We start from the raw sequence: 15,709 nt of genomic DNA, 5'->3' as shown, positions 1-15,709 counted from the left end.
AATGTCAGATCAAGTTGTTCGTCGGATCGGGAAAAAAGAGGAACCATTTTGACCTGCGCGCCTACGAATAATCCTGCCGCAATACGCTCAAAGTCCGCGGCGCCGAGCGCAAGCCCAATTGCCGACAGATTTTCCTCCCCTTTTCCGACGAACCATAAGCGATCTTGAACTTTCAGGTTGAATCCATTCGAGAAGATCGAATGGACCCTTGCCTGAATGCTTGGTTTTTGCTTGATAAACTGCCACATATAAGAACTGACCGAAGACTGTGCCGAGGTCAAGCTCCGATTAGTCATCTTAGCTTACTCTTCGACGTTGATGCCCAGCGACTTCGCATAGGCGATCAGCGCATTTTCGAAGCAGACCAGCGGTGCACGTACGGTACCCGCTCCAATCTGACCGACACCGGCTTCTTTGTGCGCGATACCGGTGTTGATGATCGGCGTGATGCCCGTTTCCACGACTTTGCGGATATCGATACCCAAGGTAGCGCCTTTGAAGTTCCAGTTCGGAATCGTCCAGGTCGGGTTGTTGGTGATCGAGATGCGCTGCATTTCTTCGGAAATGTTTTGCGCGTCGTCCAGACCGTTCAGGCCGACGAAGCGGGTGACGCCCGGTGCCGCGATCATCGCCATGCCGCCGACGCCGACCGTTTCCGTAATGGCGCTGTCGCCGATATCCGGGTTGGCCTGCTCGGCCGAGTAGCCTGTAAAGTACAAGCCGTCAGGCGTGTTGACCGGACCCGTGAACCATTCGTCGCCCAATGCGCTGATGCGTACGCCGAAGTTTTCGCCGTTGCGCGCCATAGTCGTGACGACGCAGCCTTCTTGAACTTTGCGCGCGTAATCGACCATCGCTTTGCTTGTCGCCATCATGATGTTCAGGAAGAACTGATCGGTGTTGGCCAGGAACTGGATCACGTCCGCTTTGTTCTTCTGATCGATATCGAGCAGCGTGATCGCCGGCGTGATTTCTTTCAGGAACACGAGCGATGCCGCGATATTGCGTTGGTGGAACTCGTCGCCCATCGCGATCGCGCGGGCGATCATCACGTTCAGGTTCAATCCTTCTTCGAGGGTACGCAGCGCTTGACCGAGTACCGGACCGAGCACGTCGCGCATCCATTTCAGACGGTTGATGACGTTCTCGTTGTTCGCGCCGAAACGCAGCACTTCGCCGATGCCTTCGTTCATGATGCAGTAGCCCGTCGTTCCGTCCGTTTTGTTTTCGACGACGAATACCGGGAAGTTCGCCGAGGTGATGCCGCCCATCGGGCCTACGGCGCCGACATGGTGACACGGAATGAACTTCACTTCGTTGTTTTCCAACTGGCAGAGAGCCTCTTCTTGGTTCGCTGCCCAGCCTTCGAACAGCATCGCGCCGATCACGGAGCCTTTCATCGGGCCGGTCATGTTCTCGTACTTGATCGGCGGTCCAGCATGCAGAATGACTTTCTCGTCCGTGTTCAGTTCCGCGATGACTTCTTTGGCCGGACGCGCGTCCACGAGGAACGGCTGCGATTCGATCAGGCGGGCCACGATTTTATCGTTGGACGCGTTGATTTCTTCTTCGCGTTTTTCCAGCTCGTTCAGGATGCGGATCAGCTTTTGATTGCCGCCCGCTTTCGGACGCCATGTGAATTGCAGCGCCTTGCCCTGGAACGCGGTGATCGACTCGGTAAAGCTTTGGATGCCGATATTGATGACGCGCGGCACGCTGTTCAGCAGCTCGAGCACTTTTTCGCCCGGAGCCGGAACTTCGATCTTGGCATCGGTATATTCCACGCGGCCTTTGTCCGCGACTTGCAGTTCGCGTCCCATCAGCTTAAGCGCCAAACGGATTGCGCGCGCGTTGCTGCTTTCGACGATTACGCCGGCGTCTTTGAGCGTTTGGACGGCCTGCGCGTAGTTTTGCGGATCGTTGTCGGTGCCGACGACGCTGCCGATCACGTACAATTGACGGCCGGAAGCTTGAGCTTCGTCCAGAGCGGACTTGATGCTCGGAGCCAGAGCGGCTGCCATATCGGCATGCGCGCCGTAGCCGAGCACGACGTCGACCAGGATGATGCCCGTGCTTTCGTCTTTCAGCACTTCTTTGAGCTTGTTCACGCGAACTTCAGGGTCGATCATCGGGTGAGGCTTACCTTGGGTATACACGTCGTCGCCAAGGTCCATCACTTGGAAGCCCTGCGTGTTCAAGATATAGCCTTCTTCGCCTTTCACGTTGTCCAGGCCCAGCGCGTCGGAGATCAGCGTCGCCGCTTCGCTCGCCAGCGTGCCGCCGGAGTAAAGGCCTTTCACCGTTTTTCCTGCCGCAAGCGGTTGGTCGACCGCGAAGTCGATCGGTTCATTGTAGTTGGCTTTCACGTCGTCGCCGTTCGAGATATCGACCGCGATCTTCGCCGCTTCTTCTAAGGTATAAGCCAGCGATACGTTGCCGACATGCGCTTCCGGCTTTTCGCCCAGGAACAATGCGACGACCGGTTTGGATAACGATTGCAGCAGCTGCATCACGTTGTCGCGGACTTTTTTCGCAGGCGGTTTAGAAATGACCAGGATCACGTCGGTCGGCGCGTGCTGCTCAAGAGCAACAACGGCGTCGATCATCGTTTGCGCGTTCACGCCTTCTTTGAGGTCGCGTCCGCCGGTTCCGATCGCATGAACGACGCCGCCGCCCAGACGGTCGATAATGGTGGTCGCTTCCTGAATGCCCGTGCCGGATGCGGCCACGATGCCGATGTTGCCCGGGTTGGTCACGTTGGTAAAGGCAAGCGGAACGCTGGACAGTACGCCCGTACCGCAGTCCGGACCCATCAACAGCAGACCTTTTTCATGCGCTTTTTGCTTCAGGCGAATCTCGTCTTCCAGGCTCACGTTGTCGCTGAAGGAGAATACATGCAGTCCCGAATCCAAAGCTTTTTCGATCTCGCCCGCCGCGTAGATGCCCGGAATGGACAACAGCGCCAAATTGGCGTCCGGCATGGCTTCCAAAGCGTCTTTCCAGTTGTCCACGCTTTCGATGCCGTCGCCTTTTTTGCTGCCCGACAGGTTGCTCAAGAAGCGTTTCACTTCTTCGACGACCGATTCGAGAATGTTCGCGTCATCGGATTCCACGACAATGGCCATATCGTTGGCGCCCGCGCCCTGAACCTCGTCGGTGAACAAGCCGGCTGCTTTCAAGATATCTTTATTGGCGTCCGTAGCCATCATGACCTGGCCTTGCGTAACGCCTTCTAATCCGTTAATGGAGTTGGTTAACAGCATTAAGTTGATCGAATCTTGGTAATTGTTTTTTTGGATCACAGAGTGTAACATGTAAACCCTCCTTTTGAATTTAGTATAACCGCTTTCATACTCGTGAAAAATGAACAATTCGTCCAAAAACGCGCATTCTTTTGTGCACTATGAATAAAAAAGTCATCCATACTTTATGATATGTTAATACAAAACCGATCGAGGATCAGAGGAAAGGTGCTGGTTGAACTGAATGAAGAAATAAAGGCGAACCGCTTTGAAATTCCGATAGCCGCGCCTGAGGGGCTGCGGTTGAAGGGAACCTTTTATCCGAGTAAAAAAAGTGCTCCCGCTAAAGGCACGATTGTTTATTTTCACGGCGGCGGATTGATCTTCGGGCACCGGGACGATCTTCCGAGCGTTTACGTCTCCATGCTGACCGAACACGGCTATGGACTGCTTACCCTCGATTATCCGCTCGCTCCCGAGACGCCGCTTCCGGCAATCATGGAGGCAATCAGCCGATCTATCGCATGGTTCACGGATCAGGGCTTTCGAACATTGGGCCTTGAAAACGCCGATCATTATCTGATGGGACGTTCGGCAGGCGGGTATTTGGCTTTGCATTATGCCGTTCACGCTTCCGCTGCGGTTAAACCGCTCGGCGTAATCGCTTTTTACGGGTACCACACATTGAGCGAAGCCAGCTTCCATGTGCCGAGCCGACACTTTCTCGCTTTTCCTCCGGTGTCCGATTCGACCATGCAGAGCTTGATTGCCCAGCAACCGATCGCCTCCTCACCTTCGGAACAGCGATATCTGCTTTACCTGGCCGCCCGGCAGCGAGGCAATTGGATTACTCTTCTGTTCGGCGATACGCCGCCGGATCGGAACTTCGACCTGACGAAAGAACAACTTGCGACACTGCCTTCGACTTTTCTCGCCGCCGCGGATCAAGATCCCGACGTGCCGGTCAGACAATCGAAAATGCTGCACAAATGGATTCCGGACAGCGAGCTTCATTTGGTACAATCGACGCACCATGATTTCGATCGGACCCAAACGGAAGAATGGGGGCTGGACGTTTATTCGAAATTGATCAAGTGGCTGGATCGCGATTGAGTTTGTCGCAGAACATACTACACGGAAGAAGGATTTTATTCATGCAAATCGATTTTTTTCTGACGCTACAAAAGGTAGTCGTGCTATTTTTATTGATCGTCATCGGATTTATCGCGGGAAGAAGCAAGCTGATTTCGGAAAAAGGGCAAAAAGACATCACGCAGCTGGTGCTGTACATCACGATGCCGGCCACGATCTTTTCGGCGATGCAGCTGGAGATGAGTCAAGAGCGCCTGCATACCTCCTTCCTGATCCTCGGCATCATGATCTTTTGTTACGTCGTCATGTTCACGGTCGGTATGGTGCTCTCCAGGCGACTGGCGCTGCCGGATAACCGAAGAGACATTTTCCAGACGGCCCTGCTGCTCTCCAACACTTCGTTCATGGGCTATCCGATCATTCAAAGCTTGCTCGGTCCGGAGGCGCTCTTTTACGCGGTGGTCGGAGCCGGATTCATCTTCGAGATCGTATCCTGGTCGCTCGGTATTTACCTGATTTCACGAAACGGGACGGAAAAAGCTTCGTTCGATTGGAAAAAGGTGATTTTGAGCCCCGGCATTCTGTCGATCCTGTTCGGCCTCGTGTTCTTCGCGTTCCAACTGCCGGTGCCTGAACCGATCGATAGCGTCATTCATATCATGAGCCCGGCCACTTCGCCGCTCGCCATGATCGTGATCGGCCTGATGCTGTCGCGCAGCAACATCAAGGAAGCATTCAAAAACAAGTACCTGTATCTGGCGGCCGCATTCAAACTGTTGATCGTGCCGGTGACGCTGCTGTTTATTTTGAAAGCCTTCGGATTGACGGGACCGGCGCTCGTGATTCCGATCATGATGATCGCCATGCCGACCGCGTCGTATGTCGCGATGTTCAGCGGCAATTACGGCAACGACGCCAAGTTCGCCAGTCAGATCGTGTTCCTGTCGTCGCTGTTGTCGATGATTTCGATTCCGATCATTACGTTGTTGTTCTGAACGAAGCTAGGGCTAGGCTGCGGGAGAAATTCGTTCAAGACGCTGTCTCACTCGGAAAAGTTGATTGGAATTTGAATAAGGAATTTTCCGAGTTCAAAGGCGTCTTAAACTGAATTTCTCCCTCCGCCTGGTCGCTTCGCTCCGATTTTTTTATGGGTAAGAAAAAACCTCAACGACAGCTGTTGAGGTTTTTTTCATATTTCCAAAAAATCAATTCCAAGTCCTTTGCCGAAGTCAAAGGTAAACTTACGCCCGTCTGAAACAAATCTGAAGCGTGTCCGTTTCAGACAAACCTAAACTCCTGATTTAGCTTCTCTTCTATGCTAATCTATTTTTTGATAGTCTCCGTTCCATGGATTAAAAGCATACGAAGCAGGGTCCGAGTTGTTTTCCATCGAGAAAAGGTAACCCTTTTTTATAGATCCATCTTCATTTTCCATCAATATCACTTTTCGATTTTTGATGATCTTATCAGAACTTTCTAGATTCTGCTCGACTTTTTCTGCTGCACTTTCGTAGGTATGGGCAGGACTCATCATCATCGAATAAACGGGTATAAAAATCAAAAGAATGATCTGAATAACGAATACTGCTTGTTTGCGTTTTCCGCTCAGCCTATGAATCAGAAAAAGATTCAAAAAGATCAGCAGTACCGCGAGCCCGATCAACGATCCGATATCCAACACATTGCCGTAAACATATTGCAGCACAAATAAAAACACAATTTCCAATAACAGCATCGATATGATAGCTTTTTTATACATCTTATCTCCTTTCGGCAACAATCAAGAATATACCAAATTGTTATTTCAGGAAAACGTAATCCTGGGATTACGAGTTGAAAGGGTACTCCATAAAAATAAACAATTTAAACCGAACTAAGTTTGCTGTTGCTCCAAAGATTTCAAATACAATTCGATAGCGCCTTGAATGAATTCTCCCTCCGCTTCGTCACTTCACTTGATATTAAATTTTTTTAGACATAAGAAAAGACCTCAACAATAAGCGTTGAGGTTTAAGGTGTCGAGAAAACCTACCGTAACTGGAAGCGAGAAGACGGAGAGAGAAATTCAGTGTAGGAGCGTTAGCGATCGCCTTTGAAATCGAGAAAAAACCACTAAAAGTTTAAATCAATTTTCTCGATTTCAACACGCGACCGAAACGAATTTCTCTCGCAGTCTTCTCGCTTCCCGCGCCCACGTGACTTTCCCGACAACGTTAAAAAACCCTCAACGATAACCGTTGAGGGTTTTTGCGGCTTTTAGCACTTTACGAATTGGCCCGGGAATTCGGAAGTCACGCCGGTTTCCTGCGAGTAGATGACTTGACCGCGCAGGATGGTCGTCGCGATTTGGGCGCCGATCTCGCGGCCGATGTACGGGCTGATTTTGTTGCGGTATTCCAGCTGCTCGGCTTGAAGCGTGTACGGCGCGTTCGGCTTGATCAGGATAATGTCCGCGTCTTTGCCTACGCTGATGCGTCCTTTGTTGGCGATGTCGAAGCGGTCGGCGACGTTGGTCGCGATCGCGTCGGCGAAAGCTTTCAGGGACATGCCGCGTTTTTGCACGCCTTCGTCGAAGATGACGTCGACGTTGTTTTGCAGGCCGGAAATGCCGCCCCATGCGTCGAACGCGTTTTCTTTGTCTTTCAGGTCAGGCGTGCACGGGGAGTGGTCGGACGTGACGAACAGGATTTCTCCGCTCATGACTTTTTCCCACAGTCCGTCTTGCGCTTTTTTGTCGCGGATCGGAGGCGAGCATTTGACGACCGGGCCGATCGAGTCCAGCTCGTCCGTTTGGAAATACAGATAGTGCGTGCAAGTTTCGCACGTCACGTCTACGCCTTCTTGACGGGCGCGAGTCACGGCTTCCACGCCTTCCGGACAAGCGACGTGACAGATGTGGATGCGGCATCCCGTTTCTTTGGCGAACAGGATCGCGCGTTGGATCGGCTCGACTTCGGTGAATACCGGACGCGTCGCCACGTAAGCTTTCAGCGTCGTTTCGCCGTTTGCGTAAGCGATCTCGCCCAGACGGTCCGTGATCGGGCTGTTTTCCGCATGGATCGCGAGGATTTTACCCGTCTTCGCGATTTGTCTCATGCCTTCGTACAGGGAGTAGTCGTCGACGTTCATGAAGTCTCCGTCGATCGAACGGTCGCCGCAAGTCGCCATAAAGCATTTATAAGCAATAACGCCGCCCGCATCCAGCTCTTGAATGCCGCCTTTTTTCAACGTGTAAGGAACCAGGCCGCCGTACGAGTAGACGTCCGATCTCAGTTTTCCTTGACCGGCATCATATTTGATTTGCAGCGATTCGCCGTCCGTCGTTGCAGGAACCTGGTTCAAAGGCATTTCGAGGAACGAAGTGACTCCGCCTTTTGCGGCAGAAGCCGTTCCGGTCGTGTATCCTTCCCAGTCTTTGCGGTGTTCGCCGCCCGGTTCGGAAATATGCACGTGGGCGTCGATCATGCCGGGACTTACGATCAAGCCTGCGGCGTCGATGACTTTCGAACCTTCCAGATCGGAGCCGATCGCGGCGATGACGCCGTTTTGAATGGCAACATCCGTCTTCACTTCACCGCTATCCAAAATAACCAGTCCGTTCTTGATTACCAAATCGTATGCCATTCTTTATTCCTCCCGTTGATTTCAATTGTCGGCAAAAGCTTTTTTCGATGATGCTTTGATCAAGGCAAGGTAGAGCGCGAACGCGGACATGAAGCCGGCTATCCAGGCGATATCGGACATGAAAGATAAGACCGGAATGAACTGACCGCTCAAGGCCAACGACAATCCGGCAAGAGTCGCCGCATAGGCTTTGTAGTTGATTCCGTTATACGCGCTTTTCTGTTTGCCCTGATTATGGACGTCGTAATATAACTGGTCCAAATCGATTACTTGTTTTTGAACAAAGTAATAATGAGCAATCATAACACCCGCAATCGGACCAAGCAATGCCCCGATCGCATTTAAAAATACGATGATGCCGCTGCCGCCGGACATGAAGCGCCACGGCATGATGAGCACGCTGATGATTCCGGCGATCATCACCCCCTTACGGTAATTAACGAATTTCGGGAACAACGCCGTCAGTTGATAGGCGGCCGGAATGATGTTCCCTGTCGCATTCGTGGAAATCGTAGTCATCAAAAACACGAGCGTCGCCAACAAAATAGCGGGAAGGCTATCCCATTGGTTAATGAAATCAAGCACCCCGTTGCCGGATGTCGGCTCCCCGTAACGGATTGTTCCCCCGATTACGATGACGACCGCCATGATCGCGAACACGAGATAACCGAAGACCAAGCTTCCGATCTGCCCGACCGCCTGCGCTTTTTGCGATTTGGCGTTCTGCGTGAAATCTCCGACGCTGACGCCCGGCGCGGCCCAGACGGCAAGCACGGAAGCGATGATGATCAGATAACCGAAGACGGGATTTACGGAAGGCGTTTGCGACATTTCGTAAGAGAAGATCGCTCCCAACCCGCCGCCCGCATTGATCGCCCAAATCGTCATTCCGCCAAAAACGATGTAAATAATCGGACTTAATACCGCGGTAAACTTGTTAAGAATGCCTCCCCCGCCTAAGCCGATCGCCATGTTAGCCGCCCAAAAAAGGACGAAGCTGATCAACTCGGGAACGGAGATTCCGAGAATATCATTCCCGGCTCCGATTTGTAAATATGCGGGCCAGATTTTTCCGATCAGGATCGTCAGCGCTGCCGCCCCCACGTAGGTCTGAACGCCGAACCAGGCGATCGCTGCCACGCCGCCGCGCAGAAAGCCGGGCAGCTTGGCGCCTTTGCTTCCGTAAGTCGAGCGAAGCTGCATGGAAAACGGAATGCCGTACTTCGTTCCCGGACGGCCGTTGAAGTACAGGAAGAAGGCAACGACCGTCCCTCCCAGAAGGACGGCGAGCATCGTATTGAGCGGCGAAAGCCCCAGCAGCAAATAACCGACGACCGCCGCGTAATTGGGAATATTGTGAATGGAGCCCATCCAAAGCGTAAAGAAATTCATAGGTCCCATATTTCTTTTATCTTGAGTTTTCGGTAGTACGTCTTCGTTTTCATACCCGCGTTTCCGGTAGGTATCCACGTCGTTTTCCGGTATTTCATTCTCTATATTTAGCAAAACGCAACTCTCCTAGACCCTTATTTCCGAGCTTTTTCCCGCGCCAAATAAAATGTAAGCGCTTTAATAAGTGATGGTGTCTTTTAATCAAGCAGAGAACGGAACGGTCTGCTTGATTAAAATGTAGACATGTACCGATATTCGTATGGCTTATCAAGGAACGGGGTACAAATGCGGGCGATCAGTACGCCAAACGCTTCAACGTTTCGGCCAAAGCCTGTACGCCTTGTTGAATATCTTCCGCTTCGGTGTGTTCCGCAGGGTTGTGGCTGATTCCGCCTACGGAAGGAACGAAGATCATGCCTGTCGGCACGCGAGGCGCGAAAATCTGCGAATCGTGTCCGGCACCGGAGTGCATGACTTGGTAGCTCAGGCCGCTGTCTTTGCATACGCTCTCGATCGTCTCGATGATCCGGGCGTCCATCGGAACCGGAGCCTCGTCCATCCATTTGTCGATCTCGATCTGTATGCCCATTTTCGCGGCGATCGCCCGCATGTCCTCTTCGATCTCAAGCGTGAAACGATCCAGCGTTTGCGCATCGGTGTGGCGGCAGTCTATGGAGAACAGTGTCTCCCCGGGAACGACATTCACCGTATTCGGCTTAGGCTCGACCCGACCGAATGTCAAGACAAGCGGACTGCCTTCGGCTTTGGCTTTGTCGATGCTTTGCGTGATGATCCAGGCCATGCACTCGACGGTATCTTTGCGATATTCCATCAATGTGGTGCCTGCATGGTTGGCTTCGCCTTTGAGGATGACCGTGTATCGTTTTTGACCCACGATCGCGTTGACCACGCCCACCTTTTTGCCCGTGTTTTCCAAGAAGTTGCCCTGCTCGATATGCAGTTCCAGGAATGCGGCGATACGGTCGAACTTAGGCGTTCCTTCCAAAAAATCGAATCCGGCCGCGCGCATGGCGTCAGTAAACCGGATACCCTGAGCATCGGAAATGTCTTCGACGTCTTTGGGATCGGCTATGCCGAAGATATTTTTGGAGCCCCAGAACGCGTACGGGAAACGGGAGCCTTCTTCTTCCGCCATCGAGATGATCTGAAGCGATTTTTTCGGCTTTCCTTCTTTCTCCAGCAGTTCTTTTACCGCCAAATATCCGGCCATGATTCCCAGTTGCCCGTCCAAACGTCCGCCCCGGGCAACCGTATCCACGTGCGAACCGGTCGCGATCACTTCGTTCGGCTGCTCGGTTCCCGCAACCGTGGCGAATAAATTGCCTACCGCGTCGAATTCGACCATCATGCCGAGTTCTTCGAATTTTTCTTTCAGTGCATGCTGCGCTTTTATCCAAGATGGGCTATAAAGTAACCGAGTCGTCCCCGGACCTTCTGCATCGGAAAATCCCGAAATCCAGTCCATCAAGTCATCGATTGTTTGCGGCGCTGATTGGATCACAAGCTCACCCCGTTTTTCGATATTTTTGACCATTGGTTATTTCGAAAGAATAAGCTTTCTGAGTTAAGTATAAATATAACCGCTTTCAATATCATTGGTCATTTATACAAAACGTTCGAGTTCTTTTGTTCATTCTGCACATTTTTTCGTTAAAAACGTGTACGAAAATCTCAAAAATAGACAGCCGTTCAAAATCGACCGCTTTCATTCCGTGTTTGTACCTGACATACTATACGAGAAACAACTTTACTTTCAGAAGCAGTCGGTTTTACAGAAAGGAATCTCATATGACAACAATAACTGACATCCTGAAGCTTCCCCGCTACTCGGATATCAAACTTTTAACCAGCCCCGAACAAGTCGATGCGAACAAAACGATACAAAGCGTGGAAATCTCCGAAACGCCCGATATCGAGCATTATATTCCAGCCGACGTTCTGCTTTTGACGACGGCCATGAGCTATACGAATGACCAGCAAGGGTTGATTTCGCTGATCGACTCGCTGATTCGCGCCAAAGCGGTAGGCCTCGGCATCAAAACCGGACGCTTTATCGGCGAAGTGGATCCCGCAGTCATCGCGTACGCCGAAAAGGTCGGGTTTCCGCTGATCGATATTCCCAATACGTATTCGCTCGGCTCCCTGCTGCACCAGCTGCTCAATAAAATCTGGGGAACGCGCTATGAAGAAATTTCGTTCGCCCTGGATATTCAAAAAAAGTTCTTCAGCTTGTTGGTGCAAAACGCGAATAACCAGGTGGTGATCAACAAACTGAGCGAAATCGTCAAAACGCCGATCATTTTGCTGAATCCTTTCAAAGAAATCATGGATTCGTCCAAGCAATTCAATCAGTCGGGCAACCCCGCGCAGCATTACGTTAACCAAATCGTGCAAACCATGCAGGAGATGCCCAAGGAAAACGATTCGTTCATCATCAACGGTCCGAAAGGACATGAAGTTCAAATCTCCATCATTCCGATCCGGGTCCATACGTATTTCCCGCATTATCTGGTCATCGTCAATCCGGAGCAAATTCCGTATCCCATCTCCAGCTTCGCGATCGATCAAGCGGCGATGGTGTTATCGTTCGTCCTGTTCAAAAACGAAAAGGTATCCGAGTCCCAACAATCGATCGCGACGGAGCATTTCAAAGAATTGATCGATTATCATTCCGGCCCTACGCCTTCCGCGCGGTCTTTCGAATTGAACATGAAGCACGGCTACTTATTGTCCGATCATTATCAGGTGGTCCACGTATTCGACGAAGCGGCGCTGGAAGACGCGATGCCCCATCTTCAGCAGGAGGAACGGTTGGTTCTGGCTTCGCAGTGGCTGCAAAAACACGTTCCGGATTATTTCGCCAACGGCTTGGTGCTCTTTTTCGGCGTCAGCAAAGAAACGGTCATTCTGGTCCAGCGCGAAACGGCCGATCTGGACGAGCAGCTGATGGCGATGCGCAGCCGGCTGCACGAAAATCTGGATATTCAATTGATTTTCAGCGTCGGCAATCCGTATACGGACTGGAAACGGATCAATCAATCCTATACGGAAGCCAAACAGGTATTCGAAGAACGAAAAAGCAACCTGCAAACGCAGCCGATCCTTCATTACAAAGACAAAGGGATGGTGCAGCTGTTCCATCATCTCGAAAAAAACGAAGTCCGCTTTTTCTGCGAAAACGTGTTGAAGGACTTTGCTTATCCGAAAGAACCCGCACTGGTCGAACTTCGCAAAACGCTGACGGTTTACTTGGGCGCGCAGTGCGAAATCGCCAGCGCGGCTTCGGCTTTGTTCGTTCACCGCAACACGGTCAAATACCGGATTTTGCGCTGCGAGGAAATCCTCGGCCATGCGGTCAATTCGCCCAGTCATTCGCTCAATCTGCGTTTGGCGCTCGCTTTGAGTGACGAGAACAGCTAAAACGCGTCTAAAAAATAAATAAGTATGCCAAAAAGCATTGAAAGCGATTCGGAGCAAGCTTTAACAAGCGCTCGCGATCCGGCATTCAATGCTTTTTTTGTGATGTTTCCTTATGACTGAACTCGAGTTACTCGGAAGACTTCGCGAACGCGTCCAATCCTTCGTACCGATCGTAATGGATCACGTCGGACTCGAAATAACGGATGATCGATTCCGGAATATCGACGCCTTCTTCGAGGTTTTTGAGATAGCGCTCGTGGCTGCCTTGTCCCGGGTATTGAACATGGTCGAAACCGGCTGCAGGCTTGATCGCGTTCAGTTCTTTCATGGTACGGGTGATGGACTCCTGGAACGGCTTCAATCCGACGAAACGTTCCGGGTCGATCAGAATGTAGATCTGTCCAAGGTTACGTCCTTCGTGCAGGTTATGATACATGGAGCTGACGTCTTTGCCGAACGGCAGTCCCAGCAGCACGCCGGACAGAATATCGACCATCATCATCAAGCCGTAGCCTTTCGGTCCCGCGATCGGCAGCAAACCGTTGACTTCGTTCGGATCGGTTGTCGGCGCGCCGTCTTTGTCGACTGCCCACGTGTCCGGGATCAGTTTGCCTTTCGAACGCGCATCCAGAATTTTGCCCCAGGCCTGTACCGTCGTCGCCATATCGAAGATCAACGGATCTTCGCCGGCGCTCGGTACGCCGAACGCGATCGGGTTCGTGCCGTAGTAACGTTCCGCGCCGCCGTAAGGCACGACCATCGGGTCGGATTGGCACATGGAGATCCCGATCAGGTTGGCTTCGGCAATTTTGCGTACATAGTACGAGAGCGTTCCGGTATGGCCGACTTTGGAGACGCCGACCACGGCTACGCCGCTTTCTTTTGCCATTCGGATCGCAGGCTCCAACGCTTCGTTGGCCGCGTAGTGGCCTTGCGTATTGTCACCGTGGAAAATGGCCGTGCTCGGTCCCGTCGCTTCGAAGTTCAGCTCAGGCTCTGCGTTGATGCCGCCTTTGTTGATTCGCTCCGCATAATACTCGACGCGTACCGCGCCGTGGGAGTGGATGCCGCAAAGGTCCGCGTATACGAGGTGGTGCGCCGTTTCTTCCGCCTGTTCGTCTTTCAATCCGGCAGCGACAAGCTTGTTTTTGATCAAACCGTGCAGTTGTTCGCCGCTGACGCGGATCATTTTCTCTTCAGTAGACATGGTTCAAGACCTCCTTCTTGGATGATTATACGCCCGGGTTGCGGTTGGCGTCTTTGGAATAGACATAAGCCAATTTTTCTTTGCGGTCGGTCGAGTAAGCGGCTTGCGGCACGTAAGAAGCCATGAAGATGTAATCGCCTTTTTCAACCGGATACCAGTTATTGTCGAGGTTGTACATGCCTTTGCCGGATAGGATGTACGCGCCGTGCTCTTGGTAGTGCGTTTCCACGTAGCCGTGGCTGGCAGCCGGAGAGAATTCCAAAATGTGCATGTTCATGTCGAAGCCCAGGTTGTCGGTCGGCAGCAGATTCCAGAACAGGACGTCCGTCATGCCTTCGTATTCGATCGGCTCGATATCCGCACGGTTGCCCACGACTTTATGCGCCTCGTAGCCCGCGAGCGGATCATATTTGCGTTGGTACAAGAAAGCTTCGGTCATCTCGGATTGGGCGTTTTCGAAGTACATTTTCTCGCCTACCGGGAAGAATGCGTAACCGCCGTCCGTCAGTTCGTGCTTCTCCTTGCTGTCGCTCACGTTCAATTTGCCGGAAATGACGTAAACGAAAGTCTCGATGCCTTCGCCGCCGAAGCCGAGCGTGTTTTTGCCGCCTTCTTGGAACTCGGCGATAAAGTCGGAGAAGCTGGCTCCGAGTCGCGGCGAACCGAGAATGCTGATGCGTGTATGTTCAAAGCCCGGTACGACGTTGTTAACCAATCCATCGTGCGGCAAAATCGCGTAATTATTTTTTTTGACGACTGCGCGTGAAGTGAGAATTCCATCCAGGTAGCCGACGTTATTGTTTTTATATCCCATGTCTGATCGTTCCCTTTCCATGAGTAGGATTACAGCCGAAATCACTGTTCCTGTTCATTGTAAACGCTTAGCCGGGAATGCGACTAGTTTCAAAACGTACAATTCTGAAGGCGAAGTTGTTGATGATGAACAAAGAAAGTGCGTTTTTACACAAAAATCAGGCGTTGATGTCGGTGATGGCCGGTAGATGGATTTCTTTGACGCATGCTGCCGGGGATAATCCGATCAGGCAGTTCGCCAAATCGACCACGTCCTGCAAAGGAATGCGCGTTCCCTGATACGCTTCCAGCGCCCGTTCCCGCCCTTCCGCATACGGAATTTCCGCCGCCAACTCGCCCGGATTGATACAGGTGACGGCGATCCGGTCCTGACGCAGATGTTCGCGCAGCGCTTCGCCGATGCCGCGGATTGCGAATTTGGACGCGACGAAGGACACTTGGGAATTGTTCGCGTTGCCAAGTCCCGCCGTCGAGCCGATCAGGATGATTTTGCCGGAGTTCGATTGACGCAGATTCGGCAGAAGGCCTTGCAGGCACACGATAGCCGAAGTGATATTGGTCTGAATCATGCGCGAGATATGCTCAGGCTCGTCTTGATCGAACGTGTAGTGATCCTCGAAGCCTTCCTTTTCCCAGATGCCCACATTGTATACGGTGACGTCCAGCTTTTCGTTTTGGAGTTGATCGAAGATCGTTTTCGCGGCTCCGGGTTCGGACAAATCTGCCGGAATCCAGGTTCGCTCGGCGCCGTCTTGCAGCTCCAGGCTGGACGGGCGACTCCGCGACACGAGCCACATGCGATCACCGGACCCTGGCAGACCTCTTGCGAAAGCGTCGCCGAGTCCTTGGCTTGCTCCGAAGATGAGGTAGTTTTTCATGTATATTTCTCCTTTTATGT

At 52.0% G+C, this 15,709-nt stretch carries 11 protein-coding genes and 1 pseudogene; 3 read left to right on the top strand and 9 right to left on the bottom strand.

Translation table 11 applies throughout. The features are described from left to right. Window positions 1–302 precede the first annotated feature (302 nt). Window positions 303–1,562, bottom strand: a complete 1,260-nt coding sequence (locus tag HRQ63_RS25935) for a YlbE family protein (RefSeq protein ID WP_371873223.1) — start codon at window positions 1,560–1,562, stop codon at window positions 303–305. Window positions 1,563–1,592: 30 nt separating this feature from the next. Then, window positions 1,593–3,314, bottom strand: a pseudogene (gene fdrA / locus HRQ63_RS25930) (acyl-CoA synthetase FdrA); the annotation flags it as partial. Between the two features lie 231 nt (window positions 3,315–3,545). Here fdrA and HRQ63_RS13630 point away from each other — a divergent pair. Both HRQ63_RS13630 and HRQ63_RS13625 read left to right on the top strand, forming a co-directional pair. Further along, entirely contained in the window at window positions 3,546–4,355 is an 810-nt protein-coding gene (locus tag HRQ63_RS13630) for an alpha/beta hydrolase (protein WP_172244552.1), read from the top strand. Between the two features lie 41 nt (window positions 4,356–4,396). Continuing rightward, window positions 4,397–5,329 (top strand): AEC family transporter, encoded by a 933-nt coding sequence (locus HRQ63_RS13625; RefSeq protein WP_172244550.1) that lies wholly within the window; start codon window positions 4,397–4,399, stop codon window positions 5,327–5,329. Between the two features lie 323 nt (window positions 5,330–5,652). Here HRQ63_RS13625 and HRQ63_RS13620 read toward each other — a convergent pair whose 3' ends face one another. From HRQ63_RS13620 to allC, 4 genes are all read right to left on the bottom strand, one after another. Beyond that, a complete protein-coding gene (locus tag HRQ63_RS13620; RefSeq protein ID WP_172244548.1) occupies window positions 5,653–6,093 on the bottom strand; it encodes a hypothetical protein in 441 nt (146 codons plus the stop codon). 497 nt (window positions 6,094–6,590) lie between these two features. After that, window positions 6,591–7,958 carry an allantoinase AllB gene (gene allB / locus HRQ63_RS13615; protein WP_172244546.1) on the bottom strand — a complete coding sequence of 456 codons (1,368 nt, stop codon included), beginning with the start codon at window positions 7,956–7,958 and terminating at the stop codon, window positions 6,591–6,593. 21 nt (window positions 7,959–7,979) lie between these two features. Further along, window positions 7,980–9,428: an allantoin permease gene (gene allW, locus HRQ63_RS13610; RefSeq protein WP_268239467.1), complete on the bottom strand. Its 1,449-nt coding sequence runs from the start codon at window positions 9,426–9,428 to the stop codon at window positions 7,980–7,982. Between the two features lie 217 nt (window positions 9,429–9,645). Beyond that, a complete protein-coding gene (gene allC / locus HRQ63_RS13605; RefSeq protein WP_268239464.1) occupies window positions 9,646–10,872 on the bottom strand; it encodes an allantoate deiminase in 1,227 nt (408 codons plus the stop codon). 287 nt (window positions 10,873–11,159) lie between these two features. On the opposite strand from allC, the gene HRQ63_RS13600 reads away from it, so the two are divergent. Next, the gene (locus HRQ63_RS13600; protein WP_172244540.1) at window positions 11,160–12,791 is read left to right on the top strand and encodes a PucR family transcriptional regulator; all 1,632 of its coding nucleotides are present in this window, start codon (window positions 11,160–11,162) and stop codon (window positions 12,789–12,791) included. Between the two features lie 127 nt (window positions 12,792–12,918). On the opposite strand, the gene allD is transcribed toward HRQ63_RS13600, so the two are convergent. The 3 genes from allD to HRQ63_RS13585 form a co-directional block, all read right to left on the bottom strand. Then, window positions 12,919–13,977, bottom strand: coding sequence for an ureidoglycolate dehydrogenase (gene allD / locus HRQ63_RS13595; protein WP_229714196.1), 1,059 nt, complete (start codon window positions 13,975–13,977; stop codon window positions 12,919–12,921). A gap of 46 nt (window positions 13,978–14,023) precedes the next feature. Beyond that, window positions 14,024–14,812, bottom strand: coding sequence for a (S)-ureidoglycine aminohydrolase (gene allE, locus HRQ63_RS13590; protein ID WP_172244536.1), 789 nt, complete (start codon window positions 14,810–14,812; stop codon window positions 14,024–14,026). Between the two features lie 157 nt (window positions 14,813–14,969). After that, on the bottom strand, window positions 14,970–15,689 hold the full coding sequence (locus HRQ63_RS13585) for an SDR family NAD(P)-dependent oxidoreductase (RefSeq protein ID WP_172244534.1): 720 nt from the start codon (window positions 15,687–15,689) through the stop codon (window positions 14,970–14,972). Between the last annotated feature and the right edge of the window lie 20 nt (window positions 15,690–15,709).

The organism is Saccharibacillus endophyticus (genome assembly GCF_013185185.1).
In the GTDB taxonomy this organism is placed as follows: domain Bacteria; phylum Bacillota; class Bacilli; order Paenibacillales; family Paenibacillaceae; genus Saccharibacillus; species Saccharibacillus endophyticus.
Note: the sequence above shows the minus strand (reverse complement) of the source record. Positions and strands in the feature narration are given on the sequence as shown.